Annotated in this window: 24 protein-coding genes and 1 tRNA gene; 11 read left to right on the top strand and 14 right to left on the bottom strand. The window is 61.2% G+C overall.

Features of this window, described 5'->3' with window-relative positions:
- Window positions 1–58: 58 nt before the first annotated feature.
- Window positions 59–301 (bottom strand): hypothetical protein, encoded by a 243-nt coding sequence (locus U5G49_RS20115; protein ID WP_193444650.1) that lies wholly within the window; start codon window positions 299–301, stop codon window positions 59–61.
- Window positions 302–448: 147 nt separating this feature from the next.
- Here U5G49_RS20115 and U5G49_RS20110 point away from each other — a divergent pair, with 147 nt between their 5' ends.
- Window positions 449–967: a DUF2937 family protein gene (locus U5G49_RS20110; RefSeq protein WP_018448133.1), complete on the top strand. Its 519-nt coding sequence runs from the start codon at window positions 449–451 to the stop codon at window positions 965–967.
- A gap of 210 nt (window positions 968–1177) precedes the next feature.
- On the opposite strand, the gene eat is transcribed toward U5G49_RS20110, so the two are convergent.
- The 5 genes from eat to U5G49_RS20085 all read right to left on the bottom strand — a co-directional run bounded on the left by eat (window position 1178) and on the right by U5G49_RS20085 (window position 6596).
- Window positions 1178–2542: an ethanolamine permease gene (eat, locus tag U5G49_RS20105; RefSeq protein ID WP_322790897.1), complete on the bottom strand. Its 1365-nt coding sequence runs from the start codon at window positions 2540–2542 to the stop codon at window positions 1178–1180.
- A gap of 30 nt (window positions 2543–2572) precedes the next feature.
- On the bottom strand, window positions 2573–3319 hold the full coding sequence (eutC, locus tag U5G49_RS20100) for an ethanolamine ammonia-lyase subunit EutC (RefSeq protein ID WP_193444652.1): 747 nt from the start codon (window positions 3317–3319) through the stop codon (window positions 2573–2575).
- The gene (locus tag U5G49_RS20095; protein ID WP_193444687.1) at window positions 3316–4713 is read right to left on the bottom strand and encodes an ethanolamine ammonia-lyase subunit EutB; all 1398 of its coding nucleotides are present in this window, start codon (window positions 4711–4713) and stop codon (window positions 3316–3318) included. Before U5G49_RS20095 ends, eutC begins: the two co-directional genes overlap by 4 nt.
- A 588-nt stretch (window positions 4714–5301) precedes the next feature.
- Window positions 5302–5378: transfer RNA gene (locus U5G49_RS20090), tRNA-Arg, on the bottom strand.
- 54 nt (window positions 5379–5432) lie between these two features.
- On the bottom strand, window positions 5433–6596 hold the full coding sequence (locus U5G49_RS20085; protein WP_193444653.1) for a M20 aminoacylase family protein: 1164 nt from the start codon (window positions 6594–6596) through the stop codon (window positions 5433–5435).
- Window positions 6597–6753: 157 nt separating this feature from the next.
- Between U5G49_RS20085 and U5G49_RS20080 the strand changes: the two genes are divergently transcribed.
- Window positions 6754–7887, top strand: a complete 1134-nt coding sequence (locus tag U5G49_RS20080; protein ID WP_193444654.1) for a D-alanyl-D-alanine carboxypeptidase family protein — start codon at window positions 6754–6756, stop codon at window positions 7885–7887.
- Between the two features lie 18 nt (window positions 7888–7905).
- The gene (locus tag U5G49_RS20075) at window positions 7906–9099 is read left to right on the top strand and encodes a CobW family GTP-binding protein (RefSeq protein WP_193444655.1); all 1194 of its coding nucleotides are present in this window, start codon (window positions 7906–7908) and stop codon (window positions 9097–9099) included.
- 99 nt (window positions 9100–9198) lie between these two features.
- Here U5G49_RS20075 and U5G49_RS20070 read toward each other — a convergent pair whose 3' ends face one another.
- The 5 genes from U5G49_RS20070 to U5G49_RS20050 all read right to left on the bottom strand — a co-directional run bounded on the left by U5G49_RS20070 (window position 9199) and on the right by U5G49_RS20050 (window position 13016).
- A complete protein-coding gene (locus U5G49_RS20070) occupies window positions 9199–9423 on the bottom strand; it encodes a sulfurtransferase TusA family protein (protein ID WP_018243812.1) in 225 nt (74 codons plus the stop codon).
- 5 nt (window positions 9424–9428) lie between these two features.
- Window positions 9429–10667, bottom strand: coding sequence for a L,D-transpeptidase family protein (locus tag U5G49_RS20065; protein ID WP_131647595.1), 1239 nt, complete (start codon window positions 10665–10667; stop codon window positions 9429–9431).
- 197 nt (window positions 10668–10864) lie between these two features.
- Complete coding sequence (locus tag U5G49_RS20060; RefSeq protein ID WP_018448126.1) at window positions 10865–11818, bottom strand: acetyl-CoA carboxylase carboxyltransferase subunit alpha; 954 nt, start codon at window positions 11816–11818, stop codon at window positions 10865–10867.
- A gap of 62 nt (window positions 11819–11880) precedes the next feature.
- The gene (gene xerD, locus U5G49_RS20055; RefSeq protein ID WP_028734273.1) at window positions 11881–12834 is read right to left on the bottom strand and encodes a site-specific tyrosine recombinase XerD; all 954 of its coding nucleotides are present in this window, start codon (window positions 12832–12834) and stop codon (window positions 11881–11883) included.
- Between the two features lie 5 nt (window positions 12835–12839).
- The gene (locus U5G49_RS20050) at window positions 12840–13016 is read right to left on the bottom strand and encodes a hypothetical protein (RefSeq protein ID WP_012759201.1); all 177 of its coding nucleotides are present in this window, start codon (window positions 13014–13016) and stop codon (window positions 12840–12842) included.
- A 148-nt stretch (window positions 13017–13164) separates the two neighbouring features.
- Here U5G49_RS20050 and U5G49_RS20045 point away from each other — a divergent pair, with 148 nt between their 5' ends.
- From U5G49_RS20045 to U5G49_RS20035, 3 genes are read left to right on the top strand one after another with little or no spacing between them, the layout of a single operon-like run.
- A complete protein-coding gene (locus U5G49_RS20045; protein WP_193444656.1) occupies window positions 13165–13755 on the top strand; it encodes a shikimate kinase in 591 nt (196 codons plus the stop codon).
- Window positions 13752–14882: a 3-dehydroquinate synthase gene (aroB, locus tag U5G49_RS20040; RefSeq protein ID WP_193444657.1), complete on the top strand. Its 1131-nt coding sequence runs from the start codon at window positions 13752–13754 to the stop codon at window positions 14880–14882. The genes U5G49_RS20045 and aroB overlap by 4 nt, the downstream gene beginning before the upstream one ends.
- Window positions 14882–16192: an HlyC/CorC family transporter gene (locus U5G49_RS20035; RefSeq protein ID WP_047620352.1), complete on the top strand. Its 1311-nt coding sequence runs from the start codon at window positions 14882–14884 to the stop codon at window positions 16190–16192. The genes aroB and U5G49_RS20035 overlap by 1 nt, the downstream gene beginning before the upstream one ends.
- 98 nt (window positions 16193–16290) lie before the next feature.
- On the opposite strand, the gene U5G49_RS20030 is transcribed toward U5G49_RS20035, so the two are convergent.
- Window positions 16291–16575, bottom strand: a complete 285-nt coding sequence (locus U5G49_RS20030; RefSeq protein WP_018243805.1) for a BolA family protein — start codon at window positions 16573–16575, stop codon at window positions 16291–16293.
- A gap of 102 nt (window positions 16576–16677) precedes the next feature.
- On the opposite strand from U5G49_RS20030, the gene U5G49_RS20025 reads away from it, so the two are divergent.
- The 5 genes from U5G49_RS20025 to U5G49_RS20005 all read left to right on the top strand — a co-directional run bounded on the left by U5G49_RS20025 (window position 16678) and on the right by U5G49_RS20005 (window position 22285).
- The gene (locus U5G49_RS20025; RefSeq protein ID WP_018243804.1) at window positions 16678–17295 is read left to right on the top strand and encodes a J domain-containing protein; all 618 of its coding nucleotides are present in this window, start codon (window positions 16678–16680) and stop codon (window positions 17293–17295) included.
- Between the two features lie 311 nt (window positions 17296–17606).
- On the top strand, window positions 17607–18599 hold the full coding sequence (gene cobS / locus U5G49_RS20020) for a cobaltochelatase subunit CobS (RefSeq protein ID WP_018243803.1): 993 nt from the start codon (window positions 17607–17609) through the stop codon (window positions 18597–18599).
- A 12-nt stretch (window positions 18600–18611) separates the two neighbouring features.
- A complete protein-coding gene (cobT, locus tag U5G49_RS20015; protein ID WP_193444658.1) occupies window positions 18612–20513 on the top strand; it encodes a cobaltochelatase subunit CobT in 1902 nt (633 codons plus the stop codon).
- 24 nt (window positions 20514–20537) lie between these two features.
- Window positions 20538–21575, top strand: coding sequence for an esterase-like activity of phytase family protein (locus U5G49_RS20010; protein WP_193444659.1), 1038 nt, complete (start codon window positions 20538–20540; stop codon window positions 21573–21575).
- Window positions 21576–21718: 143 nt separating this feature from the next.
- On the top strand, window positions 21719–22285 hold the full coding sequence (locus U5G49_RS20005; protein ID WP_130769058.1) for an ATP-binding protein: 567 nt from the start codon (window positions 21719–21721) through the stop codon (window positions 22283–22285).
- A 5-nt stretch (window positions 22286–22290) separates the two neighbouring features.
- On the opposite strand, the gene U5G49_RS20000 is transcribed toward U5G49_RS20005, so the two are convergent.
- Both U5G49_RS20000 and rpmB read right to left on the bottom strand, forming a co-directional pair.
- Entirely contained in the window at window positions 22291–22926 is a 636-nt protein-coding gene (locus U5G49_RS20000) for a VUT family protein (RefSeq protein ID WP_047620355.1), read from the bottom strand.
- A gap of 112 nt (window positions 22927–23038) precedes the next feature.
- Complete coding sequence (gene rpmB / locus U5G49_RS19995) at window positions 23039–23335, bottom strand: 50S ribosomal protein L28 (protein WP_018243798.1); 297 nt, start codon at window positions 23333–23335, stop codon at window positions 23039–23041.
- Window positions 23336–23554 lie beyond the last annotated feature (219 nt).

Genomic DNA, 23554 nt, shown 5'->3' with positions numbered 1-23554 from the left:
ATCAGATGAGAAAAGCCCGACTGAAGTATCAGCCGGGCTTTTTCTGCATGGATTTGCCTTATCGGCAGATTCGGGTTTCCTTGACGACCGTATGGCCGTGACGGCGGATTTTTTCCGTCTTGGTGAAGCAGTCCTGGGAGACGTGGCGCGGCCGCATCTGATGGCGATAATAGTGCCGTTCCGCATGACGGTAAGTGGGACTGGCATCATCCGTGGTGATGGTCACACTTGCCGCCTGGGACGGCATTGCGGAAAAGATGGATGCAGCAGCGAGCGTGCAGGCAAGGATAATCTGTTTCATGACAAGCCTCTCTTTCTGAGTTGGTCACGGCATCAACTCGCTGGAAGCGCAGTCGGTTCAATCACATAGAGTTACCGATTGTGACGGAGGCAGAAACCTTTGACGCGCCGGATCGTTAGCGCAGGGGGATAGCCGGAGGCATCATTCATGGGACCGATTGCAAGGATCATCGCCGTCGTCGCCGGGCTTGCCGGCGGCACGGTCTTTTCGCAGGCGCCGGAATTTGCGCAGCAATACCGCCAGCGGATCGGCGGGGCGATCGACGAATTGCGAGTCATCGTCGAGGATTTCAATGTCCAGGCGGCCGAACACCATCTCGATCGCCAGCAGGCGCTGAACGCCTATGCGCAATCATCCGACGATTTCCTGCGCGACCGCGGCGTTTCCATGCGAAGCACGATCACACGTTACGAAACGCTGCTGTCGCAGCAGCTCCACCTTGGCACCGCCGCACCCGTCGCCAAGCCTTTCGTCCTGCTGCAAGACGCGGATGACGTCGTTTTTGCCAATACCTGGCGCGATTTCGTGCCCGGCGTTCCCGTCAGCTTTGCGGGTCTCGTCTGGGGCGCGATCGGCTTTGTCGGCGGCTGGATGGTGGCGGCACTGGTGGGATTGGGGGCAAGGCGGGCCGTGAAGATGCGGCGGGCCCGTCGTCAGGTGTCGTGAACCGATCGGTGGCGAACGCGGGCCTAGCGACGGTCTTCTGCGAGGGGGCTGCCCCCCTGAATGGCCGCGCGCAGCGAATGGCTCCGGAACGTGATGTAAGCTTAGCCAAGCTTTGCGAAGTTACCCCCGCCAAACTCGGCGGGGGTCGTTGATATTGATCGGAACCGGTTCGTCCGATTGCCTGCTTGATAATCGAGCCAGAGAGCCCTGTTACGCGGAAGCTGCGGCTTCCTTGGCGACGCCGCCTGACAGCAAGCGCCAGATACCGAACGCCACCGCGCCCATCGCAAGGAAGATCAAAAAGATCAGGAAGTTGTAGTAGATCATCGCCGCCAGCGCGACGAGCGCAAGCCCAAGGGCAATGGCCGGGACAACGGGATAGCCCCAAGCCTTGAACGGTCGGGCAAGCTCGGGCTCGGTCCTACGAAGTTTGAACAGCGATGCCATGGAGACGATGTACATGATGATCGCGCCAAACACCGACATGGTGACGATATTGGCAGTCAGCGGCAAGCCGCCGATCTGGATCAGGTTGTCGGAGAAGATCGCGGCAATGCCGACAACGCCGCCCGCGAGGATAGCAAGGTATGGTGTGCGGAATTTCGGATGGATCTTCGCGAGAACTTCCGGCAGGTAGCCTGCGCGGCCCAACGCGAAAATCTGCCTGGAATAGCCCATGATGATGCCATGGAACGATGCGATCAGGCCGAACAGACCGATCCAGACCAGCATATGCAGCCAGCCGGAGGATTCTCCGACGACGGCCTTCATCGCCTGCGGCAACGGATCGTTGATGTTGGACAGCGTGCGCCAGTCACCAACGCCTCCTGCGAAGATCATCGTGCCGAAAGCCAGGAATACGAGAGTGAGAATACCTGCGATATAGGCGATCGGCACGGTACGGGTGGGGTTCTTGGTTTCCTCGGCAGCCATTGCCGCGCCTTCGATCGCCAGGAAGAACCAGATGGCAAATGGAATGGCGGCAAAGATGCCTCCAATGGCGCCGAACGAGAATTCAGGGGCGCCAGCCCAGCCATTGGCCGCGAAGTTGGCGACGGAGAAGCCGGGCAGAACGACACCCATAAAGACCAGGAGTTCAATAATGGCGAGGATGGTAATGAAGAGCTCGAATGTCGCAGCGATGGTAACGCCGACAATATTGAGCGCCATGAAGACCATATAGGCGCCGACGGCCGCCATTTTCGGATCAAGCCCCGGGAACTGCACATTGAGATAGGCGCCGATGGCAAGCGCGATGGCCGGAGGGGCGAAGACGAATTCCACCAGTGTTGCAAAACCCGCAACGAAGCCGCCGAGAGGGCCGAAGGCCCTGAGCGCGTACGCAAACGGTCCGCCGGCATGGGGAATAGCTGTCGTCAACTCCGTGAAGGAAAAGATGAAGGTGGTGTACATGACGGCGATCAGGCTCGTGGTGATCAAAAAGCCGAGTGTGCCGGCCGCCGCCCAGCCATAGCTCCAGCCGAAATATTCGCCCGAGATGACGAGGCCGACTGCAAGTCCCCATAAATGCAGCCCGGTCAGGCTCTTGGCGAGCGTCGGTTGAGAATTTGACATGATTGTTCCCCTTTTTTTGTAGATTGAACTTTATGCTTCTTGGTGTGGCAGCGCTTCTATGGCGCCTTCGGCATTTTCCTTGAGATCGACACCGGTCAGCTGCAAGCGAAGCGCCTCCCGGACGATCCAGACGATCTTGTCCGCTGCAACCTCGTAGCTGAGCCCATCGGCATGAATATTTGAAATACAGTTGCGCTCGCTGTCCCGCCGTCCCGATTGCGGTCGGAACGTGATGTAGGCGCCGAGACTGTCAGGCACGCTTAGTCCCGGCCTCTCGCCGATCAGCACAATGGCGACTTCTGCACCAAACGCCGCCGCCGCCTCATCACCAAATGCCACCCGCGCCTGCTCGCCCAATATCACCGGGGCGACGCTGAAGCCTCCGAGGCGCTTCATGCAGGCCTTAAACAACGGCACTGCGTGGTGCTCGACCGCCGAGGCCGAAAGCCCGTCTGCAATGATGAAGGCGATATCATAACGATCGCCTGAGCTCGGGAGATCGGCTGCGTTGGTCTGACGGCCGAGATCCGGGCGCGCCAGATAGATCGTACGGTCTTTGGCGCGAGACCGAATCCGCACCGTCGGCACGGGAGCCAGCTGCTTGGCAAGGGCGACAAAATCCACGTGCCCATGCACGGCATCCCGCGCCCGGGCATGGGCAAGCTGGAAGTCGAGAATTGCCGATGTCGGCAGCGCGTCGCCGGCCCTTCCAAGCCCGATCCGGGCGCGTGTGGCGTTGCGGAACCGTGCAAACGGATCTCGTTCGAAGGGACTCATGCCGATGCCCTGTAGCTCAAGAGATTGCGGGAAAAGGCGCCCGAGGCGCTGGCCGGCGCAAGACGACCCGTGTGATCAAGCATGCCCATGCGATGAAGCCAGGCTTCGAATTCCGGAGCGGGCGGACGATTGAACTGGTGCCTGAGGCCGACAATATCGTGGTAGGAAAGGCTCTGATAATTGAGCATGACGTCGTCGGCGCCGGGCACTGCGATCAGAAAACTGACGCCCGCGACAGTCAGCAATACCATCAGATTGTCCATATCGTCCTGGTCGGCTTCCGCATGGTTCGTGTAGCAAACGTCGACCCCCATCGGCACGCCAAGCAGTTTGCCGCAGAAATGATCTTCGAGCCCGGCGCGGATAATTTGCTTGGCGTCGAAAAGATATTCGGGGCCAATGAAGCCAACCACCGTATTGACGAGCAACGGATTGAGTTCACGTGCAACAGCATAGGCCCGCGCCTCCACCGTCTGTTCGTCGACACCATGATGGGCGTCGGCCGAAAGAGCGCTGCCCTGGCCGGTCTCCAGATACATGACATTGTTTCCGACCGTGCCGCGTTTCATGGAAAGTGCTGCCTGCTGGCCTTCCCTGAGGATGGCGAGATCGACGCCGAAACCCTTGTTGGCGGCTTCCGAGCCGGCGATTGACTGGAACACCAGATCGAGCGGCGCTCCAGCCTCGATCGCCTTGATTGACGTGGTGACATGGGTCAGTACGCAGGATTGGGTCGGGATATCGAACCGTTCGCGCAGCCGGTCGAAAAGAACCATCAATCTTGTGCAGGCTTCAAGATTGTCGGTAGCCGGGTTGATGCCGATCACCGCATCGCCGATCCCATAAAGAAGTCCGTCGAGCGTCGAGCCGGCAACGCCTTCAGGATCATCGGTGGGATGATTGGGCTGAAGGCGGCTCGATAGTCGGCCGGGCAGACCGATCGTGGAGCGAAAGGCCGTGACCACCTTACATTTGCCGGCGACGGTGATCAGATCATGGTTGCGCATGATCTTGGAGACCGCCGCGACCATTTCGGGGGTGAGGCCTGGTGCAATGGCGAGCAGTTTTTCGGAGGTTGCGTCGTAGGAGAGAAGCCAATCGCGAAACTCACCGACCGTCATATGAGATACCGGCGCGAACGCCATCCAATCATGGCGGTCGACGATCAGTCGACTGACCTCGTCGACCTCGTATGGGATGACGAGATCCTCCAGGAAAGTCTTGAGAGGCATATCCGCGAGCAGGTAACGGGCGGCCACGCGCCGCTCATTGCTCGACGCTGCGATCCCGGCAAGCACGTCACCTGATTTCAGCGGCGAAGCGCAAGCCAATACCGATTTCAGATCCTGAAAGACATGGCGTTCGCGTCCTAGAACGATCGAATATGTTGTCATCTGCTCCTGGCCGTCGATCAGCCTATCGATGCCCGAGAACTCGTCCTCTTTGGTGGGCAATCGCGGGCTTCCGCCGAGCATGTTTTTGCTCGGCCCCATAGCCAGCAACGCAAGATGCGTGCCATTTAATGGGCTAACGTACCAAGGCAACCGTGCCAAAGGCTCCGGATGGCGGGCTATGACCACTTACACAGCTCGGCTCTCGCAGAGACTGTTTTCAATTTAGGGTGGTTGTATCCACTTTACGATAACATGCTCCGATATGCGCACATTTGCGCCCGGCTCAACACTGATTGCGCAAATATTCGTTGATCGTCCCGATCCCGTGGTTCTGGCCGGGGTGCTTTTTCGGTGGGGCATTTTGTGCTGAGACGCGATCGTCAATTTTGAGCGAACTGACCGTGGATCGACGCCGATGTCGAAAAACTAGCCAGCTGAGCAAATCAATGAACCGGCAATTCTCTTGCCCCCAAGAGTTGAGGTCGTGCGGTTCCCGCACGACAATCGACCTAGTCATTAGCGGACAAAGACTGGTTTCCCACGACATCGAACGTGCGTTCGGTCAAGGGAGATAACCATCTGATTGACTGGTGATCCCGGCGCGATTCGAACGCGCGACCCCCAGATTAGGAATCTGGTGCTCTATCCTGCTGAGCTACGGGACCACTTGAGTGCCATGCATACAAAAGGCTTGGCGTGAAGCCAAGCCTTAATTGTTGCTAGAGACCGAGGCGCTGTTCGGCGAGGCGGACCCAGTAGGAGATGCCGTGGGCGATGGCTTCGTCATTGAAGTCGTAGGCCGGGTTGTGGAGGCCGGCGCTGTCGCCGTTGCCGATGAAGATGAAGGCGCCGGGGCGGGCGTTCAGCATGTAGGAGAAATCCTCGCCGCCCATCATCGGATCGATCTCGGCGTTGACGTTCGCCTCGCCGGCGATGGCGCTGGCGGTGGCGACCGCATGCTCGGTCTCATCGGGGTGGTTGACGGTGACGGGATAGTTGCGGTGGAAGCTGATTTCGGCCTCGGCGCCGTGGGCAGCAACCAATCCCTCGACGATCTGCCGGAACCGCGTCTCGGCGAGCGTGCGCACCTCGGGGTCGAGGGTACGGACCGTTCCGGCGAAGGTCGCATCGTTCGGAATGACGTTATGGGCGAAACCGGCATTAAACTTGGTCACCGAGACGACGACCGAGCGCAGCGGATCGGCACTGCGCGAGGCGATCATCTGCAGGTTGGCGACGATCTGGGCGCCGATGGCGATCGGGTCGATCGTCCGGTGCGGCTGGGCGGCGTGGCCGCCGCGGCCCTTGATGGTGACGGTGAATTCGTCGGTCGCCGCCATGATCGCGCCCTTGCGGGTGGCGAACTGGCCGACGGGCAGGCCCGGCAGATTGTGCATGCCGTAGACCTCTTCGATAGCGAAGCGCTCCATCATGCCGTCCTTGACCATCAGATTGCCGCCGCCGCCGCCTTCTTCGGCGGGTTGGAAGATGACGGCGACATTGCCGTTGAAGTTGCGGGTTTCGGCCAGGTATTTCGCGGCGCCGAGCAGCATGGCGGTGTGGCCGTCATGGCCGCAGGCATGCATCTTGCCCGGTGTCTTCGAAGCCCAGGGCTTGCCAGTGATCTCCGTGAGCGGCAGGGCGTCCATGTCGGCGCGCAGGCCGACCGTGCGGGAGCCTTCGCCCTTGCCCTTGATCAGGCCGACGACACCGGTGCGGCCGATGCCGGTGGCGATCTCGTCGACGCCGAATTCCTTGAGTTTTTCGGTGACGAAGGCGGCCGTATTTTCCACCGCGAAGAGGAGCTCGGGCCGGGCATGAATATGGCGGCGCCATTCGGCGACCTCGTCCTGCAACTCCGCAGCTCTGTTCAAAATCGGCATATCGGCGTTCCTGTTATGAAATCTCGACAATCTTTCATCGCATCACAAGGGTGTGAGGCTGTGGAAATTACTTAGTCAATGACCTTTGCCATGTCATAGCCATATAGGCTAAATAGGGGAAGATTTCGAGATTTTCCTGATATCTGAAGGACGAACCGTGTCGACGCGCCACTTCCGTTTGTTTGCTGCCTTGCGGCCGCTTTCTTTCGTATCAGCGGCGACTGCCGTTTTTCTGGGCTCCGTTTCGCTTGCCCAGGCCAATCCGCATATTCTCGTCGATGTGCAGACCGGCCGCGTGCTCGAGCATGAAGAAGCCTTCCGCAAATGGTATCCGGCCTCGCTGACCAAGCTGATGACCGTCTATACCGTGTTCGATGCGATCCGCGCCGGGCAGATCAACCTCGATACGCCCATCGTCATGAGCAAGCGCGCCGCCGCGCAGCCGGCCGCCAAGATGTATTTCAAGCCGGGCCAGAAGCTGACGCTCGACAGCGCGCTGAAGATCCTGATGGTGAAATCGGCTAACGACATCGCGGTCGCGGTCGCCGAAGCCATCGGTGGCACGCAGGAAGGCTTCGTGACGCGGATGAACGGCGAGGCGCTGAAGCTCGGCATGACGGATTCGCATTTCGTCAATCCGAACGGCCTGCCCGGCAAGGGTCAGTATACAACGGCGCGTGACCTTGCGGTGCTGACGGTGGCGCTGCGCCGCGACTTTCCGCAATATGCCGGTTATTTCGCGCTGGAGGGCTTCACCAACGGCCAGCAGAACGTGCCGAGCCTCAACATGCTGATCGGCCGCTTCGCCGGCGCCGATGGCATGAAGACCGGCTTCATTTGCGCCTCGGGCTTCAACCAGATCGGTTCGGCGACGCGCAATGGCCGCACGCTGGTCTCCGTCGTGCTTGGCACCGACAGCCTTGCAGCGCGCGCCGATGCGACGGCGAACCTTTTGCAGAAGGGCTTCACCACCCAGCCTGCCAGCAACGACACATTGGGTTCGCTGAGACCCTACGGGTCGGGACAGGACCAGGTGACCGACATCAGCGCCGATATCTGCAGCGCCAAGGGCGCAAAGGTGCGCAGCGAAACGCGCGACGAGGTCGGCCGCATGAGGGTGCAGTCACCCTATATCCAGCCGATGGACCACGATCCGCAATTCGTCTTTGCCGGCCTCATTCCGGGCCAGGATCCGCAGCCGGCTGCGCAGCCGGAAAAAATGGCACGGGGCGATACCGCGGGAACCCTCGCCAACGTGCCGGTGCCGATGCCGCGCCCGACATCCTTTTAAGCTTTTAAGGTAGATGACATGAGCGCGCTCAACGACAGGATTCCGGTCACCATCCTGACCGGCTTTCTCGGCGCCGGCAAATCGACGCTGCTCAACCGCATCCTCAAAGACCCCGTGATGAAGGATGCGGCCGTTATCATCAACGAATTCGGCGATGTCGGCATCGACCACCTCCTGGTCGAAAGTTCCGGCGATTCGATCATCGAGCTGTCCGACGGCTGCCTTTGCTGCACCGTGCGTGGCGAACTTGTGGATACGCTGGCGAACCTGATGGACGCCGTGCAGACGGGCCGCGTCAAGCCGGTCAAGCGCGTCGTCATCGAGACGACAGGCCTTGCCGATCCTTCGCCGGTTATGCAGGCGATCATGGGCAATCCCGTCATCGCCACAAATTTCGAGCTCGACGGCGTCGTTACCGTCGTGGACGCGGTGAATGGGCTGCAGACGCTCGATAATCACGAGGAAGCGCGCAAGCAGACAGCGGTCGCCGACCGGTTGATCGTCTCGAAAAAGTCGATGGCCGAGGCAACGGACGGGCTGGAAAAGCGCCTGCGGGCGCTCAATCCGCGTGCCGTGATGATGGATGCCGACAGCACTGATGCGGGCAGTGCCGCAGTATTGGTCAACGGGCTCTACGATCCGGCGTCGAAGATTGCCGATGTCGGCCGCTGGCTGCAGGACGAGGATGCACACGAGGCGCATCACAAACACGACCACGGTCGTGATGGACATCACAATCACGATGATAATCGTGGCGATCATGGCCATGATCATGATGGTCACCACCACCATCATCACGCTCATGCGGATCAGGATCCGCATGACGTCAATCGTCACGATGCCTCGATTCGTTCTTTCTCGATCATTGAGGAGAAGCCGATCGATCCGATGGCGCTCGAGATGTTCATCGATCTCCTGCGTTCGGCCCATGGCGAGAAGCTGTTGAGGATGAAGGCGATCGTGTCGGTCTCCGACCGGCCGGATCGGCCGCTGGTGCTGCATGGGGTGCAGAGCATTTTCCATCCGCCGGTGCGGCTTCCCGCCTGGCCGGGGGAAGACCGGCGCACACGCATGGTGCTGATCACCAGGGATCTGCCGGAAGCCTTCGTGAAGGATCTCTTCGACGCCTTCCTCGGCAAGCCGCGCATCGATATGCCGGATCGTGCGGCGCTCTCCGACAATCCGCTCGCCATCCCCGGCCTCAGAATTTAGCGCATGTCGCGCAAAAGTGTGCAGCGGTTTTGCGATAACGACATGCGTAAAACAAAGAGCTAAAGCGCGGGAAGCGAATCTGAAAGATCGCGACGCGCTTTATCGCTTGCGGATCAGGAAGCGGTGGCCGTTTTCGGTCTTTTCCGTTTCGACCAGTTCGTGGCCGTCCTCATTGCAGAAATGCGGCATGTCGATCACAGCAAGCGGATCGGTGGTGTCGACGCGAATGAGAGTGCCGCTCGCCATGGCGGCAAGCTTCTTGCGTGTCTTGATCACGGGGAAGGGGCATTTCAGGCCGCGAAGGTCGTAGAGAACGGGGGTCAAGCCGTTCAGTTCCGCGCCCAGAACTTCCAGAACGGCTTCTTTGCCGCGGCCTCTGCCGTTTCCTGCGGTTCGGGAGCCGTGTAGGCGAGCGGATTCTGCATCGGGTTCTGCATCGGCACCGGCACGACCGCAGGTGTCGCGTCAGCGACGGCCATTGGCTGCGGCTGGGCAGGTGCTGCAGGCGTGGCGCCAGGCGCGCTTTTGGCGGCGAGGCCCTGCGCGGTGCGCTTGGCCATCAGGTCTTCGAGTTCGGCGACTTTGACCATGCGGCCGGCTTCCAGCGAGGTGCCGGTCGGGGCGTAAGCAAGTTCGCGGCCCTTGCGCGTCTTGGCGACCACGGCCTTGCGCTCGGCTTCGGTGGGATCGTACCAGGCCATGCCGTCAAATTTGCTCATCGCCTTGGCATAATCGGCATCGTAGGTCTTGCCGTAGGAGGCGAGAGCTGCGGTCAGCGCCGGCGGCGTCGACATAGCCGGGCACTTGCCGGCGGCGTTGAAGGCGCCGCCGTCGGTTGCCTGCTGATTGAAGACGTATTTCTTCTCGCAGACATTCACCTCGGGCGGGCGCTTCGTCACTTCAAAATTGTCGTAGCCGACCTTCAGCATCTTCCAGAAGTCGTAGCTGCTGTCGAGGCGATGCTTGACCATGTTTTCCGCGGTCATGCGGAAGGGGAAGGCCTGCAGCTGCACCGTCGCCTGGCCGCCCTTGAAAGCGTCGCGGGCGAAGGCGTAGATCTCCAGCACCTGCTGGTCGGTCATCGAATAGCAGCCGGAGGAGGAGCAGGCGCCATGGATCATCAGATCGGAACCGGTGCGGCCGTTCGCCGCGTCGTAGCGGTTCGGGAAGCCGGTATTGATCGCCAGATAATATTTGGAATTGGGGTTCAGGTTGGCGCGCGTCAGGTCGTAGAAACCTTCCGGCGCCTGCCGGTCGCCGGTCTTTACCTTCGGGCCGAGACGGCCGGACCAGGCGCAGATCTTGTAATCGGCGATCTTGTCAAAACGGTTGTCGGTCTTCGCCTTCCAGATCTCCATGGCACCTTCTTCCTTGAAGATGCGGATCATGATCGGCGAATTGCGGTCCATGCCCTTGGCGGACATCTGAGCGAGGATGTGGCCGGGAAGCGGCTGCTCGACCTTGTTCTTGACCTTGGAAAGATCGACCTGCGCGGTTTCCAACGCGTCATTGCAGCCGGACAGAGCCAGCGCCATGAGGGAAATATAGGCAAAATGACGTATGCGCATCCAAACTAGCCCATAAAGATAGTGCCACCCGGTCCGCCTATGGAGTCCGGGCATCAGAAGGAATCATAGGCGGCTTATACTTTATAAACCCTTACCAGCCTATGACTTTGCCACGAACGTCCCCGCAAGCGCGAGTGTTACAGATAACATCAATGTGGCCAAGATTTGGCCCCAATCGGCGAAGAGCCGAATGTCTGTTAGAGATTGCGGCCCATTGCGAGGAATTTCTGCCGGCGGTCGTTGCGCAACTGCTCGCCGGAACGGGACGCCATTTCGGCCAGGGCATTGGCGATCATATCGCCGGTCGCGGCAATGACGCTGTCCGGATCGCGATGCGCGCCGCCGAGCGGCTCGGAAATGATGCCGTCGATGATGCCGAGCGATTTCAGGTCTTCAGCGGTGATCTTCATGTTGGTCGCCGCTTCCCGGGCGCGGGTGGAATCGCGCCAAAGGATGGAGGCTGCCCCTTCGGGCGAGATGACGCTGTAGATGGAATGCTCGAGCATATAGACCCTGTTGCCGGTGGCAATGGCGATGGCGCCGCCCGAGCCGCCTTCGCCGATGACGACGGAGACGAGAGGAACCTTGACGCCGAGACACATTTCCGTCGAGCGGGCAATCGCCTCGGCCTGGCCGCGCTCTTCGGCGCCGACGCCGGGATAGGCGCCTGCCGTATCCACCAGCGAAATCACCGGCAGGCCAAAACGATCGGCCATTTCAAGAATGCGGATCGCCTTGCGGTAGCCTTCCGGACGGGGGCTGCCGAAATTGTGCTTGATGCGGCTCTTGGTGTCGTTGCCCTTTTCCTGGCCAATGACGGCGACCGGCTGGCCGCGAAAGCGGGCAAGGCCTGCCTGGATCGCGGCATCCTCGGAAAACTTGCGGTCGCCGGCGAGCGGCGTGAATTCCTGGAACAGCGTCTTGGCGTAATCGACGAAATGCGGGCGCTGCGGATGGCGGGCGACCTGCGTCTTCTGCCAGGGATTGAGCTTGGAGTAAATTTCGACGATCGCCTCACGGACGCGAACCTCCAGCCGGCCGATCTCATCGGTGGTGTCGATGCTCTCGTCTTCCGTTGCGAGCTTCTTCAGCTCGATGATCTTGCCTTCGAGGTCGGAGATCGGCTTTTCGAAGTCGAGATAATTGTGCATGAGGTGCGTTTCCGTTCCTTGTGCCCGGGGCGTTTTCCTGGCTCCGCCCCATGTCGCCGGTCCTATTCGTGCTTTTTCGCCTGTTTGGCAAGGGGGTGATGCGTCTGGACAAGCTGCTGCAGCCTCTCTTCGAGGACATGTGTGTAGATCTGCGTGGTCGAAATGTCCGAATGGCCGAGGAGTTCTTGTACGACGCGCAGATCGGCGCCGTTGGCCAGCAGGTGGCTGGCAAAGGCGTGGCGCATGACATGCGGCGAGATCAGCGACGGCGTGAGGCCGGCGCGGATCGCCAGGTTCTTGAGGTCGCGGGCAAAAACCTGGCGCGGCAGATATCCCTCCTTCGAGGCGGAGGGAAACAGCCAGGCGCTTTCCGGCGGTTCCTTCATTGCTGCATTTTCGGTCGCCAGCAGGCGCCCGTAGGATTTGAGGGCTGATATCGCCGATTGCGACAGCGGCACCAGCCGTTCCTTGTTGCCCTTGCCGCGGATCATCAGAAAGCGGCCTTCCTGATCGAGCACGCGGGCAGGAAGCGAAACGAGTTCGCTGACACGCATTCCGGTGGCGTAGAGCAGCTCCAGCAGTGCCAGCATGCGCAGGCGGTGCAACTGGCCCGGAGCCGCATCCTCCGCCTCGGCCTCTGCCTGCGAAAGTAACCTGCCGACCTCCTCGACACCCATCGTCTTCGGCAGCGGACGGCCCTTCTTCGGCGCATCGAGAATGCCTGTAGGGTCGTCGGTCCTTAGGCCCTCGGCATAGAGGAACTTGTAGAACTGCCGCATGGCCGCAAGCCGGCGCGCCTGCGAGGAGGGTTTGAAGCCCTTTCCCGCGAGTGAGGAGAGATAGGCGGCAAGATCCGCGGAGGCGGCTTCGGTTAGCCGTATGCTGCGCTCCTTCAGGAAGGATCTGACATCGTCGAGATCGCGTTCATAGGATTGCAGCGTGTTGGCGGCAGCACCCCGCTCGGCGCTCATCATCTCCAGGAAGGATTCCACATGGACGCGACCGAGATCCACCATGCCGGTCACTTCCTGGTCGTGTCGATCGCACCCGTGGCGGGCGGATTGACCCGCTCGGACGGAATGCGGATCGTCACGTCGCGCTGCTGCGGCTCCACGAAGGTCACAAGCGCCAGCATCGCTCCGTAGACCGTCCCGGCGAGGATCGCGCAGACGAACAGGAAACGGAACAGGGTCGGCATTCAGCAACTCCTTCATGCTCTGCTTCTGTTATAAGAAGCCTATCTGCAAGTGCAAGAAGCGGTATTCAAGCCATGATTCCCTTGTCCGCGACTTGACGCTCCACCTGCATTTGTCGATACCGTTTGCAAACAAAGTGTGAATGGACCGATGAGTGAACAACTGCTGACCGTTGCTGACAGCTTGAAAGACAGAGCTCGCGCCGCGCTCGGTTCACGCAATCTGATCCTTGTCGGCCTGATGGGCGCCGGCAAATCCTCCGTCGGCCGCATCGTCGCCAGCCAGCTCGCCATTCCTTTCATCGACAGCGATCTGGAGATCGAGCGGGTGTCGCGCATGACGATCGCCGAGCTTTTCGCCGCCTATGGCGAGCAAGAGTTCCGGGCGTTGGAAGCGCGGGTGGTGAAGCGGCTGCTAAAGAGCGGGCCGCGTGTCGTCTCCACCGGCGGCGGCGCCTTCATCAACGACCGGACGCGCAAGCATATCAAGAAGGGCGGCCTTTCCGTCTGGCTGAAGGCCGATCTCGACGTGTTGTGGGAGCGAGTCAACAAACGCGACACGCGGCCGCTGCTGAAGACCGAAAATCCGAAGCAGACGCTCGAGGGCCTGATGAACGCGCGCTATCCGATCTATGCGCAGGCCGATCTCACCGTGCTTTCGCGCGACGTGCGCAAGGAAATCATGGCCGACGAGGTCTTAAAGGCCGTGATCGAAGCTCAGAAGGAAAGTGCAGCGTCATGAATGCGATAACCTCCGCCTCCGCCATCCGAACGGTGCATGTGCCGCTCGGCGAGCGCGCCTACGACATCCTGATCGGGCCGGGGTTGATTGCGCGAGCCGGCGCCGAGATCGCCACCCGGCTCAAGGGCCGCAAGGCGGCTGTTGTCACCGACGCAAATGTCGCGCCGCTCTATCTCAAGGCCCTCGTCGCAAGTCTGGATGAAGCGGGTATCGCCTCGGCTGAGGTCGTCCTGCCGGCCGGCGAGAAGACCAAGAGCTTCGAACATCTGATCACAGCCTGCGACAAGGTGCTCGAAGCCCGCGTCGAGCGTAACGATTACGTCATCGCGCTCGGCGGCGGCGTCATCGGCGATCTTTCGGGATTTGCGGCCGGCATCGTCCGCCGCGGCGTGCGCTTCGTCCAGGTGCCGACTTCGCTGTTGTCGCAGGTCGATTCCTCCGTCGGCGGCAAGACCGGCATCAATTCCCGCCATGGCAAGAATCTGATCGGTGTCTTCCATCAGCCAGACCTGGTTCTGGCCGATACAGATGTGCTGAATTCGCTGAGCGCGCGCGAATTCCGCGCAGGTTACGCCGAGGTCGCGAAATACGGGCTGATCGACAAGCCGGATTTCTTTGCCTGGCTGGAAGCGAACTGGAAGGCGGTTTTTACCGGCGGCTCCGCGCGCATCGAGGCGATTGCCGCGAGCTGCCAGGCGAAGGCCGATGTCGTCGTCGCCGACGAGCGCGAGAACGGTCAGCGGGCGCTGCTCAATCTCGGCCATACTTTCGGTCATGCGCTGGAAGCGGCGACCGCCTATGACAGCTCCCGCCTCGTGCATGGCGAGGGCGTTTCGATCGGCATGGTGCTGGCGCATGAATTCTCCGCGCGGATGAACCTTGCAAGCCCCGACGATGCGCGGCGCGTCGAGCGGCATCTGAAGGAGGTCGGCCTGCCGACCCGCATGTCCGATATTCCAGGCGACCTGCCGCCGGCCGAAACGCTGATGGACGCGATCGCCCAGGACAAGAAGGTCAAGAGCGGCAAGCTCACCTTCATCCTGACGCGCGGCGTCGGTCAGTCCTTCGTCGCCGACGATGTTCCGGCGTCCGAAGTGATCAGCTTTCTCCGGGAAAAACACGCCTGATGTCGATCGAAGGCGCTCTGGCATTTCTCGAGACATACTGGCCGGAGATCCTTTCGATCACGGCGCTCGTGCTCATGTCCGCCTTCTTTTCCGGGTCCGAGACCGCGCTGACCGCCGTTTCGCGCAGCCGTATCCATACACTCGAAGTCAACGGCGACGAACGCGCCGGCCTCGTCCGGCAGTTGATCGAGCGGCGCGACCGGCTGATCGGCGCGCTGCTCATCGGCAACAATCTCGCCAACATCCTGTCCTCCTCGATCGCCACCAGCCTCTTTCTCGGGCTGTTCGGCAGTTCCGGCGTGGCGTTGGCGACACTCGCGATGACCGTCATCCTGGTTATCTTCGCGGAAGTGCTGCCGAAGAGCTGGGCGATTTCGGCGCCTGAGCGCTTCGCTCTCGCCATCGCGCTGCCGGCCAAGCTCTTCGTCACCGTCGTCGGCCCGGTTTCCTCCTTCGTCAATGCGATCGTGCGGCAGATTCTTTCGCTGTTCGGCATCAATCTGTCACGAGAGACATCGATGCTGACGGCGCATGAGGAGCTGCGTGGCGCCGTCGACCTGCTGCACCGCGAGGGATCGGTGGTGAAGGCCGACCGCGACCGCCTCGGCGGCGTGCTCGATCTCAGCGAACTCGAACTGTCCGACATCATGGTCCACCGCACCGCCATGCGGGCGATCAACGCCGACGATCCGCCGGAAGCGGTGGTGCGCGTCATCCTCGAAAGTCCCTATACGCGCATGCCGCTGTGGCGCGGCACGATCGACAACATCATCGGTGTCGTCCACGCCAAGGATCTGCTGCGGGCGCTTGCCGAGCCGAACATGGAGCCGCAGAACCTCGATATCGTGAAGATCGCGCAGAAGCCGTGGTTCGTGCCCGACAGCACCAACCTCGAGGATCAGCTCAACGCCTTCCTGCGCCGAAAGCAGCATTTCGCCGTCGTCGTCGATGAATATGGCGAAGTGCAGGGCATCGTCACGCTGGAGGATATTCTCGAGGAAATCGTCGGCGACATTTCCGACGAGCACGATATCGAGATACAGGGCGTGCGTCAGGAGGCCGATGGTTCCGTCGTCGTCGACGGCGGCGTGCCGATCCGCGACCTGAACCGCGCGCTCGACTGGAGCCTGCCCGACGAGGAGGCGACGACGATTGCCGGCCTCGTCATCCATGAATCGATGACCATCCCGGAAGAGCGCCAAGCCTTCACCTTCTACGGCAAGCGTTTTATCGTCATGAAACGGGAGAAGAACCGCATCACCAAGCTGCGCATCCGTCCCGCCGGGGAAGACGGCACAAAGCCCACCTGATCCCAGTCATCAAATTGCTACAGCGTGTAGCGCGTCTGAAAAGGCGCGCGGCACTGTAGGATTGCGGGCCGCCAATGCCTATATAGGCTTTGGCGCCGCTACCAGCGGGTCGGTTCGCCGGGTGCTGCCGGTTCGACGGCCAGCGCGTGCAGGCCGGCATCGAGCTCCGGTTTCAACAGGTCCGTGATTGCCCGGTGGCGCGCCAGCCGCGACATGCCGGCGAATTTTCCGGAAACGATCCTCACCCGCATATGGGTTTCGCCGGTGCCGGTGATATCAGGCTGGTGGCCGGCATGCAGATGGCTTTCGTCGATGACGCTTACGCGTTCGGGCGCGAAGGCTTCGACAAGTTTTTCTTCGATGCGGGTTCGCAGGGTCATCATCCGGTCTTGCTGGTTCGCGAAAAGGGTACCTACCAAGCCAGCAACATTCCCGTTTGTCAATTCTTGTTGTCGCTTCGCGACAGCCCCATAATTAGCGCCGTCATGAGACTTGATTCCAAATATTTCGATCGCATCCGAACACGCCGCAAACGCGAGCAGGAGACAGAGCAGGCGCCGCCTACCTGTCAGTGGGACGGCTGCGACAAGAAGGGGGCGCATCGCGCTCCCGTCGGCCGCAATGCCGAAGGCCAGTTCTTTTTGTTCTGCTTCGAGCACGTCAAGGAATACAACAAGGGCTACAATTATTTCTCCGGTCTTTCGGACGGCGAGATCGCGCGTTACCAGAAAGAGGCGATCACCGGCCACCGGCCGACATGGACGGTCGGCGTCAACAAGGCGGCGAAGGACAGTCCGCTGCATTCGGAGGTGCGCTCCGGCGCCTATACGCGTGTTCGCGATCCCTTCGGCTTCGTCAAGGAAGGCGGCAAGGGCAGCGGGCCGCGTTTCCCCCAGGCGCGCAAGCTGAAATCGCTCGAAACCAAGGCCTTCGAAACGATGGGCCTCGACGCCAATGCGACATCGGCGGAGATCAAGAGCCGCTACAAGGAACTGGTGAAGAAACACCATCCGGATGCCAATGGCGGCGACCGCGGCTCGGAGGAGCGTTTCCGCGCCGTCATCCAGGCCTATCAATTGTTGAAGCAGAACGGTTTTTGTTAATTCCCGTCCTTGCTCTTGGGCTTCAATCGGGTATGGTCCAAATCGGCTGAGGCTGCAGGCAAACGCGGCTCATATTTGTGCGTTTTCCCGACATCGCCTCCGCCGACCTTCCGGACGCGGCGTTTCTTGTCCGGGACTCTTTCAAGAATGCTCGCACGCGGTCATTATCCCGCCGAGGTTTCGTTTCAGTCCCGGAGAAGCATCGCCGACGTTCCGACCTGGACGGGCGCGGAATAAAAAAACGCGGCGTCACGGTTGCGACATGGCCTGAGATAGTATGGCCGGGTGGCATCACCCGCCTTGGAGACATGATGAGCAAGATCGACCTTGATATATCCGAACTGCCCGATACCACCGTTTCGGTCCGCGAGACCTTCGGCATCGATTCCGATATCCGAGTTCCCGCCTACAGCAAGGGCGACGCCTATGTGCCGGACCTCGATACCGACTACCTGTTCGACCGCGACACGACGCTCGCCATTCTCGCCGGCTTCGCCCATAACCGCCGCGTGATGATCTCCGGCTATCACGGCACGGGCAAGTCCTCGCATATCGAGCAGGTGGCGGCTCGGCTCAACTGGCCTTGCGTGCGCATCAACCTCGACAGCCATGTCAGCCGTATCGATCTCGTCGGTAAGGATGCAATCGTCGTCAAGGACGGGCTGCAGATCACCGAGTTCAAGGATGGCATCCTGCCCTGGGCCTACCAGCACAATGTGGCGCTCGTTTTCGACGAATATGATGCCGGCCGCCCCGATGTGATGTTCGTCATCCAGCGCGTGCTCGAATCCTCCGGCCGCCTGACGCTGCTCGACCAGAGCCGCGTCATTCGGCCGCATCCGGCCTTCCGTCTGTTTGCGACTGCGAACACGATCGGCCTCGGCGACACGACCGGCCTCTATCACGGCACGCAGCAGATCAACCAGGCGCAGATGGACCGCTGGTCGATCGTCACCACGCTGAACTACCTGCCGCATGATCACGAAGTGAATATCGTCGCCGCCAAGGTGAAGAGCTTCGGCAGTGACAAGAACGGCCGCGAGACGGTTTCGAAGATGGTGCGCGTCGCCGACTTGACGCGCGCGGCCTTCATGAACGGTGATCTGTCCACAGTCATGAGCCCGCGCACGGTCATCACCTGGGCGGAAAACGCCGAGATCTTCGGCGATCTTGCCTTCGCCTTCCGCGTCACCTTCCTCAACAAGTGCGACGAGCTGGAACGCCCGTTGGTCGCCGAGCACTATCAGCGCGCCTTCGGCGTCGAGCTGAAGGAAAGTGCCGCCAACATCGTTCTCGGGGCTTGAGACCGACCGATCATGGCAGCTCGCGGTGACAATTCGAAAGCAAAACCCGGAGCGCCTGTCGACGTCGAGCCATTGCGCCGGGCGATAACCGGTTGCGTGCGCTCGATCGCCGGCGACGGCGATGTCGAGGTGACCTTCGCCAATGAACGGCCGGGGATGACCGGCGAGCGCATTCGGCTGCCGGAACTTTCCAAGCGGCCGACGGCGCATGAGCTGGCGGTCACCCGCGGGCTCGGCGATTCGATGGCGCTGCGCCTTGCCTGCCATGACGAGAAGGTGCATGCGACGATGGCGCCGCAGGGCTCGGACGCCCGGGCGATCTTCGATGTGGTCGAGCAGGCGCGCGTCGAATCGATCGGCGCGCTGCGCATGGAGGGCATGGCGTCGAACCTGCGCTCCATGACGGAAGAGAAATATTCCAAGGCGAATTTCACCGGCATCGAGCGCCAGGAAGACGCACCGGTCGGCGAAGCCGTTGCGATGATGGTGCGCGAGAAGCTGACCGGCCAGCGCCCGCCCGGCTCCGCCGGCAAGGTGCTGGACCTCTGGCGTGACTTTATCGAGGACAAGGCAGGGCCTGAACTCGACAATCTGTCGAGCGCGATCAACGACCAGCAGGCCTTCGCCAAGGTCATCCGCAATATGCTGTCGGCCATGGAAATGGCCGAGGAATACGGCGACGACGACAGCGATGCCGACAATGACGATCAGTCGGAGCAGGAAGACCAGTCGAGCGGCGACGAGCAGGACCAGGACGAGGTCGACGAGGATGCCGGCACGGATGCCGCCCCTGTCGAGAACAGCGAGGTCGCCGACGAGCAGATGGAGGACGGCGAGACCGAAGGCGCCGAAATCTCCGACGACGACATGATGGAAGAAGGCGAGGACGATTCGGAAACGCCGGGCGAGACCCGCCGTCCAAACACGCCTTTCGCCGATTTCAACGAAAAGGTCGATTATCACGTCTTTACCGAAGAGTTCGACGAGATCATCACCGCCGAGGAACTCTGCGACGCCGCCGAGCTGGAGCGCCTGCGCGCCTTTCTCGACAAGCAGCTGGCGCATCTGCAAGGTGCGGTCGGCCGTCTCGCCAACCGGCTGCAGCGCCGCCTGATGGCGCAGCAGAACCGCTCCTGGGATTTCGACCTGGAAGAGGGTTATCTCGATCCGGCCCGGCTGCAGCGCATCATCATCGATCCGATGCAGGCGCTTTCCTTCAAGATGGAGCGCGACACCCAGTTCCGCGATACCGTCGTCACCCTGCTCATCGACAATTCCGGCTCGATGCGCGGCCGGCCGATCACGGTTGCCGCCACCTGCGCCGACATTCTCGCCCGTACGTTGGAGCGCTGCGGCGTCAAGGTCGAGATCCTGGGCTTTACGACCAAAGCCTGGAAGGGCGGGCAGGCGCGTGAAAACTGGCTTGCCGGCGGCAAGCCGCAGACGCCGGGCCGCCTCAACGACCTGCGCCACATCATCTACAAGTCGGCCGATGCGCCGTGGCGGCGCGCGCGCGCCAATCTCGGGCTGATGATGCGCGAGGGCCTACTCAAGGAAAATATCGACGGCGAGGCGCTGATCTGGGCGCATAATCGCCTGCTCGCGCGCCGCGAGCAGCGCCGCATCCTGATGATGATCTCGGACGGGGCACCGGTCGACGATTCGACGCTGTCGGTCAATCCGGGCAATTATCTGGAGCGGCACCTGCGTGCCGTCATCGAACAGATCGAGACGCGCTCGCCTGTCGAGTTGCTGGCGATCGGCATCGGTCACGATGTGACGCGCTATTATCGCCGCGCCGTGACGATCGTCGATGCGGACGAGCTTGCCGGTGCGATGACCGAGCAGCTTGCCTCGCTGTTCGAAGACCAATCCGTTCAGCCGCGCGGCGGCCGGCTACGCCGTGCCGGCTGACGCCGCTCAAAGGAAATGCGTGGCATGACGCTCAAGCGTCTCTGCCGTACGGCGTCGATTGCTCTCTATATCGCGTCAGGCGCTTCCCCGTCATGGGCCGGTGACGACGTGCCGGTCATTAGCCGGCAAATCTCCGATTTCAGGATCGGCTCTTCGGAGACGAAATTCGGATCGCTGGAATTTGTCGGCGGGCTGGAGATGGTCTCCAGCAAAGCGCTGTTCGGCTCGCTCTCCTCCATCCGTTTCCGGCAGGACCAAAAACATTTCGTCGTCGTGCTCGATACCGGCCAGTGGCTGACCGGCAGCATCGAACGTGACGTCAAGGGCAAGCTTTCCGGCCTTTCGGATGTCGAGATCACGCCGATGAAGAACAGCGCCGGGCGCACCTTCGAGGGCAAGGGGCATATGGATGCCGAGGGCCTGACGCTCGATGGCGACCGGATACTGGTTTCCTTCGAACAGGATCATCGCGTCGATGTCTATCCCGATCCCGGCTTTGCCGATTCGGGCGCGATCGCCACTTTGCCGATCCTCATCCCGCGGAAGATGCTGAGCGACAATCGCGGCATCGAGACCATCACCGTGGCGCCGGCATCGAGCCCGCTTAGGGGCGGCGTGGTGGTCGTCTCCGAACGTGGTCTCGACAATGACGGCAACCGGTTGGCGGCCATTCTCAGCGGGCCGCTGAAAGGGCGTTTCGCGGTTAAGCGGGACGGCAGCTTCGACATCACTGACGGCGCCTTCCTGCCGAACGGCGACCTGCTGTTGCTGGAGCGTCGCTTCAACATGGCCGAAGGCATCGGCATGCGTCTTCGGCGCATCAGGGGCGCCGATATCAGGCCTGGCGCCGTCGTTGAGGGCGAATTGCTGCTGGAAGGCAATTTCAACTCGCAGATCGACAATATGGAAGGGCTCGATGCTTTCCAGGCTGCGGACGGCACGACTCATATCATTCTGGTCTCGGACGACAATCATTCGATCCTGCAGCGCAATCTGATGCTGGAATTCCGGCTTTCGGAAGAGGCCGCGTGGGCAGCGCCGAGTTCCCAGAAGCGGAATTGATCCAAGCCATCGGCCCGAAAATCGGAATCGATTTTCGGAAAGCACGATGCCTAGATTCACGTCAGACCGATGTCCTATGCCTCGGCTATCCCGCCGCAATCGGCCGGCTGCCGTATCGGGAAGCAGTCTTTGGAGGGAGATTCATGGTGCATATCCACGTCATGGGCGCGTCCGGTTCCGGCACGACATCGCTTGGCCGCGCGCTTGCCGAAAGGCTCGATATCGCCCATCTCGACACCGACGATTTCTTCTGGATGCCGACCGATCCGCCGTTCACGACGCCGAGGAATGCCGACGAGCGCATCCGGCTGCTGCTCGAGGAAGCGGCGCGGCATGACGGCTGGGTCCTCTCCGGATCGGCGCTGAAATGGGGAAGGCCGATTGAGCCGCTCTACGATCTGATCGTGTTCCTCAGGATAGATCCTGAGCTTAGAATGGCGCGCATTCTTGCGCGGGAGCTTGCCCGCTACGGCAGCAGAATCGGGCCCGGCGGCGACATGGCCGCAAAAAGCGGGGAATTCCTGGAATGGGCGGCCAGCTATGACACGGCCGGTACCGAGCGCCGCAGCCTTGCGGCACATGAACAATGGCTGGAAACACAGACAGCGCCGGTGCTGCGGCTCGATTCATCGCTTGGTATCGACGATCTGGCGGCGGAGGTGCTGCTGCATCCTGCCATCGCCGCCGGTGCAGTCCGGCGGCGTCCGTAATCTCATTAGCTGGCGCGAGCGGCCTGCATCGGCCGCAGCACGTTCATCAGCGCACCATAGGGCAGCAGCATGACGAGGCCGACGATCATCTTTACGGCGAAATCGCCGATCGCCCAGGAAATCCAGCGTGGTGCCTCCGTGGCGAAGACGCCGAGGATAGGGGCTGCTTCCAGCGCGAAGGGATCGTTCGGGCCGAGGAGGACGAAAAACGCGGCGAAGGACAACGAGAAGAACATCACCGTATCGAGCGCCGAGCCGATCAGCGAGCCGACCAGCGGGGCGCGCCACCAGGCCTGGCGGCGGAGGCGGTTGAAGACGGCGATATCGAGCAGCTGGCCGGCGAGATAGGCCGAGCCGGAAGCGATGGCGATGCGTGGCACCGAAGTAAAGAAGGACAGCGTCACGCCGACGACGAAGCCGGCAAAGACGACCTTGCGGGCTGCCTGCGGGCCGAACTGGCGGTTGGTCAGATCGGTGATCAGGAAGGCGATCGGATAGGAGAAGGCGCCCCAGGTCAGGATGTCGGCAAGGTTGATGCCGGCGACTTCGGCGTTCAGCGGAAACTGGACGAGGAAGTTGGAGGCGACGACGACGAGCGTCATCAGCGCGACATAGGCGATGGTATAGCGGGTCTTCAGCATTTTTTTATCCTGGGTGATGCCACCAGTTGGAGGAGCAAACCGGCAAAGCAAAAGGCTTGTCCGGTATTATCCGTTCAAGCCTTTTGAAGCCGTATGAAAGAAGGGCAGAAGCTTACGCAGCAGCGGCTTCGGCGGTCTTCTTGGCGATCTGACGGCGCAGCAGGCGCGCGCGCATCGACAATTCGTTCTCGCTAGCCTTCAGCAGGAAGGCATCGAGGCCGCCACGATGCTCGACGGAGCGAAGAGCGGCAGCCGAAACGCGAAGACGATAACGCTGGTTGAGAGCGTCGGAAATCAGCGTTACCTGGCACAGGTTCGGCAGGAACCGGCGCTTGGTCTTGTTGTTGGCATGGCTGACATTGTTACCAGTCAGGACGGCCTTGCCGGTCAATTCGCACACGCGGGACATGGAACACCTATTCTTGTTTTTCTCGGGCCATCGAATTGCCATTCCCGGCAAAGCCAGGCGCGCAATCCAACGGGCATGATTGGAAAGTTGCGGTTCTATAGTCAGACAGGCCGCGCGCGTCAAGCCAAACCTTGGCCTTTCCCGCAATTCTGTCAAAAAGCTGCTGTTTTCTTCCCTTCACGGCAGGAGTATAGAGCGCTCAGCAATGGCCTGCCAGCG

This window comes from Rhizobium indigoferae, assembly GCF_034554815.1.
Classification (GTDB): domain Bacteria; phylum Pseudomonadota; class Alphaproteobacteria; order Rhizobiales; family Rhizobiaceae; genus Rhizobium; species Rhizobium leguminosarum.
This window is presented reverse-complemented; position numbering and strand designations above follow the sequence as displayed.

Excerpts from the sequence above, each read along its gene's own strand:
- U5G49_RS20115 (WP_193444650.1), bottom strand. The coding sequence starts at position 301 with ATGAAACAGATTATCCTTGCCTGCACGCTCGCTGCTGCATCCATCTTT.
- U5G49_RS20110 (WP_018448133.1), top strand. The coding sequence starts at position 449 with ATGGGACCGATTGCAAGGATCATCGCCGTCGTCGCCGGGCTTGCCGGC.
- eat (WP_322790897.1), bottom strand. The coding sequence starts at position 2,542 with ATGTCAAATTCTCAACCGACGCTCGCCAAGAGCCTGACCGGGCTGCAT.
- eutC (WP_193444652.1), bottom strand. The coding sequence starts at position 3,319 with ATGAGTCCCTTCGAACGAGATCCGTTTGCACGGTTCCGCAACGCCACA.
- U5G49_RS20095 (WP_193444687.1), bottom strand. The coding sequence starts at position 4,713 with ATGACAACATATTCGATCGTTCTAGGACGCGAACGCCATGTCTTTCAG.
- U5G49_RS20085 (WP_193444653.1), bottom strand. The coding sequence starts at position 6,596 with ATGCCGATTTTGAACAGAGCTGCGGAGTTGCAGGACGAGGTCGCCGAA.
- U5G49_RS20075 (WP_193444655.1), top strand. The coding sequence starts at position 7,906 with ATGAGCGCGCTCAACGACAGGATTCCGGTCACCATCCTGACCGGCTTT.
- U5G49_RS20065 (WP_131647595.1), bottom strand. The coding sequence starts at position 10,667 with ATGCGCATACGTCATTTTGCCTATATTTCCCTCATGGCGCTGGCTCTG.
- U5G49_RS20060 (WP_018448126.1), bottom strand. The coding sequence starts at position 11,818 with ATGCACAATTATCTCGACTTCGAAAAGCCGATCTCCGACCTCGAAGGC.
- xerD (WP_028734273.1), bottom strand. The coding sequence starts at position 12,834 with ATGGTGGATCTCGGTCGCGTCCATGTGGAATCCTTCCTGGAGATGATG.
- U5G49_RS20050 (WP_012759201.1), bottom strand. The coding sequence starts at position 13,016 with ATGCCGACCCTGTTCCGTTTCCTGTTCGTCTGCGCGATCCTCGCCGGG.
- U5G49_RS20045 (WP_193444656.1), top strand. The coding sequence starts at position 13,165 with ATGAGTGAACAACTGCTGACCGTTGCTGACAGCTTGAAAGACAGAGCT.
- aroB (WP_193444657.1), top strand. The coding sequence starts at position 13,752 with ATGAATGCGATAACCTCCGCCTCCGCCATCCGAACGGTGCATGTGCCG.
- U5G49_RS20035 (WP_047620352.1), top strand. The coding sequence starts at position 14,882 with ATGTCGATCGAAGGCGCTCTGGCATTTCTCGAGACATACTGGCCGGAG.
- U5G49_RS20030 (WP_018243805.1), bottom strand. The coding sequence starts at position 16,575 with ATGATGACCCTGCGAACCCGCATCGAAGAAAAACTTGTCGAAGCCTTC.
- U5G49_RS20025 (WP_018243804.1), top strand. The coding sequence starts at position 16,678 with ATGAGACTTGATTCCAAATATTTCGATCGCATCCGAACACGCCGCAAA.
- cobS (WP_018243803.1), top strand. The coding sequence starts at position 17,607 with ATGAGCAAGATCGACCTTGATATATCCGAACTGCCCGATACCACCGTT.
- cobT (WP_193444658.1), top strand. The coding sequence starts at position 18,612 with ATGGCAGCTCGCGGTGACAATTCGAAAGCAAAACCCGGAGCGCCTGTC.
- U5G49_RS20010 (WP_193444659.1), top strand. The coding sequence starts at position 20,538 with ATGACGCTCAAGCGTCTCTGCCGTACGGCGTCGATTGCTCTCTATATC.
- U5G49_RS20005 (WP_130769058.1), top strand. The coding sequence starts at position 21,719 with ATGGTGCATATCCACGTCATGGGCGCGTCCGGTTCCGGCACGACATCG.
- U5G49_RS20000 (WP_047620355.1), bottom strand. The coding sequence starts at position 22,926 with ATGCTGAAGACCCGCTATACCATCGCCTATGTCGCGCTGATGACGCTC.
- rpmB (WP_018243798.1), bottom strand. The coding sequence starts at position 23,335 with ATGTCCCGCGTGTGCGAATTGACCGGCAAGGCCGTCCTGACTGGTAAC.